This window comes from Mycobacterium sp. KBS0706 (genome assembly GCF_005938675.2).
Lineage (GTDB): Bacteria > Pseudomonadota > Alphaproteobacteria > DSM-16000 > Inquilinaceae > Inquilinus.
This window is the reverse complement of the sequence record NZ_VCCH02000218.1, coordinates 1-3,585: the sequence shown is the minus strand read 5'-3', so window position 1 is coordinate 3,585 and position 3,585 is coordinate 1. Positions and strand designations below refer to the sequence as shown.

The 3,585-nt window shown below is 63.9% G+C and carries 4 protein-coding genes; 1 reads left to right on the top strand and 3 read right to left on the bottom strand.

What is annotated here, in order from left to right:
* Positions 1 to 280 (top strand): hypothetical protein (locus FFK22_RS43590; RefSeq protein ID WP_221939278.1); only part of this gene is annotated, 280 nt, incomplete at its 5' end.
* Positions 281 to 338: 58 nt separating this feature from the next.
* Here FFK22_RS43590 and FFK22_RS41195 read toward each other — a convergent pair.
* From FFK22_RS41195 to FFK22_RS41185, 3 genes are all read right to left on the bottom strand, one after another.
* Positions 339 to 1,229 (bottom strand): hypothetical protein, encoded by an 891-nt coding sequence (locus tag FFK22_RS41195; RefSeq protein WP_221939277.1) that lies wholly within the window; start codon positions 1,227 to 1,229, stop codon positions 339 to 341.
* A gap of 95 nt (positions 1,230 to 1,324) precedes the next feature.
* The gene (locus FFK22_RS41190; protein WP_138893381.1) at positions 1,325 to 2,374 is read right to left on the bottom strand and encodes an HAD family phosphatase; all 1,050 of its coding nucleotides are present in this window, start codon (positions 2,372 to 2,374) and stop codon (positions 1,325 to 1,327) included.
* A gap of 114 nt (positions 2,375 to 2,488) precedes the next feature.
* Positions 2,489 to 3,585: DUF2252 domain-containing protein (locus FFK22_RS41185; protein ID WP_143956965.1), on the bottom strand; the 1,097-nt coding region annotated here is incomplete at its 5' end.

The following is a 3,585-nucleotide window of genomic DNA, read 5'->3' as shown; positions in this document are numbered from 1 at the left end:
GGCCTTCGACCACTATCGCAAGGGCGAGTTCGACGACGCGTTGACCGAGGCGAAGCAGATCCAGCTGCCGCAGTTCTACGGCACCCACCTGGTGCTGGCGGCGATCTATGGCAAGCTTGGCCGCCAGGCAGAAGCGCAGGTGGCCGTGGCCCGGCTGCTGGAACTGCGCCCGGATTATGCCGCCGAGATGCGGGATGACTTCCGCTCACGACACTACACCGACGCCTTGATCGACATGCTGGCGGATGGCCTGCGCCGGGCGGGCCTCGTCATCCGATAGGAACGGGCAAGAGACCGGCTGATCGCGGCAGCTGGCCGGCAACCGCGAAGAATATACATTATTTAGGAAATAGCAGTTGTAGCTGAAATCGGATACTCCACTCCGGGCCACCGTCCGGACGTTCGACGTTGTAGTAGCTTGCGAGTTGGGCATTGATCGGCTGGCCGCCAATTTTGAAGATCGTGCCGACGCCGCCGCCCACGGGCACGGTCCAGGTGTCACTGGCCTTGGCGTCCCAGTTCGCGGTGATGATCGGAGAGGATACCAAGTACCAGCCGCCACGCAGGTTGTAGTTGACGAAGGGCTGGATCGTCAGTTGGCTGAACTCCCCGCGGTCGCGGTTGCCGCCATAGGACCACAGTTGATTGGCGAGCGCCCCGACCACCCAGGGGCCATCCATTATCAGAGCCACGGCCGCCGGCCCGGCGGCCCATTGCTCGTTGCCCAGCGTGAGGTCAGTCCCCGTCGGGAACTGCAGGACGGGACCCACGCCCCAGATGAAGCTCGTGGCCTTGGCCGGCGACAGGTAGAACTGCATCTGAATGTCGCCGAGCCCGAATTCGTCGCCGATGCCTGGCCCCAGAGGCGGTTGATAGAGGATCGGCAGGATCGTCCGGCTGATCAGGTTCCAATCATCGCTGATCCGGAACGGCAGCACCGGCTGCACATTGAGGAGGTACTGCAGATCTTCGTTTGGGCCGACGCCGAAATTGAAATTGTTCTGCAGTGGCACCGAGATCAGAGACGCCACCGGATTTTGTGCCTGCTTCGCCAGGTCGGACTCGTTCGGTGCCTGGCTTTCACCTGCTGGCGTCGCCTCCTGGGCCATGGCGACCGACGCTTCGATCGAGACGATTGCGGTGAGAGCCGCGAGCCGAAGGAGAATGCGGCGGAGCGGCGACATGGGTGCACGGTGGTCCATAGGCTCGCTCATGATGGGAATCAGCATGGGTTCTGGGGCCCGATCGGCGCGGCAGATGCCGGATTCCACTCGGCACTGAAGGTCATGACCCGGCTCGATTCACGGCCATGCTCTGGCACCCACTAATCGAAGGCAAACATCCGCTTCCAGTCGTTCTTCATGCTGATCACGGTCCAGCCACGCGCCTTCGCCTCACTCATCAGCGTCTCGGAGAAATTGCCGACCTTCGTTCCTTCCAGGCCGCCGGCCGGTCCATACGCATATTCCCGATCGTTGTCGTCGTGATAGACCAGCATCTTCAGTCGTGCACCGCCGCCGGCATCGGTCCATTCGAGCATCTCGCGGTCGCCGTCGGAATTGCCGAAGGCTGCAAGGGGCCTCTTGCCGATGAATAGGTTGATCCCGATCGCCTTCCCATCGCCGTCGTCGACGAAGAACACCTTCGGCATCCGCATCAGCACGGGCACGCCGCCTTCGGCCTCGTACTTGGTCACGATGCTTGATCCAATGACCTGCTCCGGGGGAATGCCATAGACGCGCTGTGCATAGGCGCGCACGAATTCCTGCCCTCCACCCGTCGCGATATAGATGCGGAACCCATTGGCGCGCAGATGGTCGATCAACTCGAGCATCGGCTGGTAGACGAGTTCGGTGTAAGGCCGGTCGAAGCGGGGGTGCCTTGCCGTCTCCAACCACTGCTTCACGATCTCCAGGAACGCGTCGTCGCTCATCCCGGCATGTGTGACGCCGATGATCTCGGTCCAATCCTTCTCGCTGAGGGATCCCAACTCGGCGTCGCCCGATAGAACCGACGTGAAGGGCTCCTGCGTTTCCCACGGTGGATGTTGCGCGGCCAAGACGCGGAGCCGGTCGAGCGCGAACATCGCCTGTGGATACAGGGGATGCTCCACCCACAGGGTGCCGTCCTGGTCGAAGGTGGCGATCCGGTCTTCGGCCGGCACGTGGTTCGGGCCCTTCGTGTCAATCGCGGCCCGCACGAAGTCGAGGATCACCTGTTTCGTTGGCCCGTCGTTCCAGGATGGCAGCGCGCCGGCTGCCGCTTGCGCCTGCACAGCCTTCGAGAGGAGCAATGCTGGCAGACACGCGAGTGCGGCCGTCGTGGACAGCAGGGCGCGGCGGCTGACGGCGAGTGACGAGAGGGTCGACTTCATGGCCTTTCTCCCTGGTGTCGCCGCAGGCAATTTCCTGCCTGCTGCGAGTCATTGGGGCCTGGGTTGCGATCCTCTGTTCGCGCCCCGTCCTGAAGGCGCCGGCATCCCGCGACATCAGTGTTCGAGATCGACATCGACGGTACCCTCGCGGACCGCAATCTTCAGCGCCGCATGATCCCGGCCAGCCTGGTCGGCGTAGGCGAGCGCGAACTCGCCCATGGCCTCGTCGAATTCATCCGTCTTGCCGAGATAGCCGCTGATCGCCCAAGGATCCCCCGCCTTCGCATGCGCACGCGCCAGGACCCAGCCACAGGCGACGGCATAGATCGACAGCATCTCGGCGTCATAGGTCTCGACCAGCGGGGGCACCTTCACATCACGCAGTTGACGAATGTAGAACTGCCGCCCCTTGTCGCCCGTGACCCAGCCGAGGAACAGGTCCGAGGCCGGCTGCATCAAGCGCTGGCCCATCACCACACGCTGGCCGTGGTGGGGATACAGGCTGCTACCGGCATAGGGCTCGAGCACCGACGGGCCGGCCTCCTTGACCTGCAGGAACAGAGGACGGTCCGCCATGGACATCAGCAACGCCACCAGGCAGAGAGTGCCAACGCTGCCGATACCCACCACCTTGACCGCCATGTCGACAAGACGATAGCGGTCGAGCAGGGCGCGCCGATCCTCGGCGAGCGTTTCCCGGTACCTCGCCAGAGCCGCATTCAACAGGTCCATGTGCATCGCTGCGACCGACTCGTCGGGATGGAAAACAAGCGGCCGGTTGTCATGGATACGCGGCTGTTCGCCGGCCTGCTCGGCCAGCTTCGGGAAGACGAGCTCCGAACTGCTCCGGCTCGTCGCCTTGGCGATCCGCTTCTTCAGAACGGCCTTGCGGCTTTCGGGCAGCATGGCGAGGAAGTCACGGTCGTCGACGCGGGCATACCACAGCTCGAGCACGTCCATGCGGGCGTATTCGCGCATGTGCTGGCGGTAGCTGCGCGCGCAGGCGAGTGCCGCGTCGCAGCCGTCCCGGTCCGACAGGCCGTTGGCGCGGGCGGCGAGCAGGAAGGACGAGACGAGTCGCTTGACGTCCCATTCCCAGGGCGCCGGCAGCGTCTCGTCGTAGTCGTTGATATCGAAGAGCAGGCGGCGCTCCGGGGTTGCGAAGCCGCCGAAATTCAGCAGGTGGCAATCTCCGCAGGCCTGGACAGAGA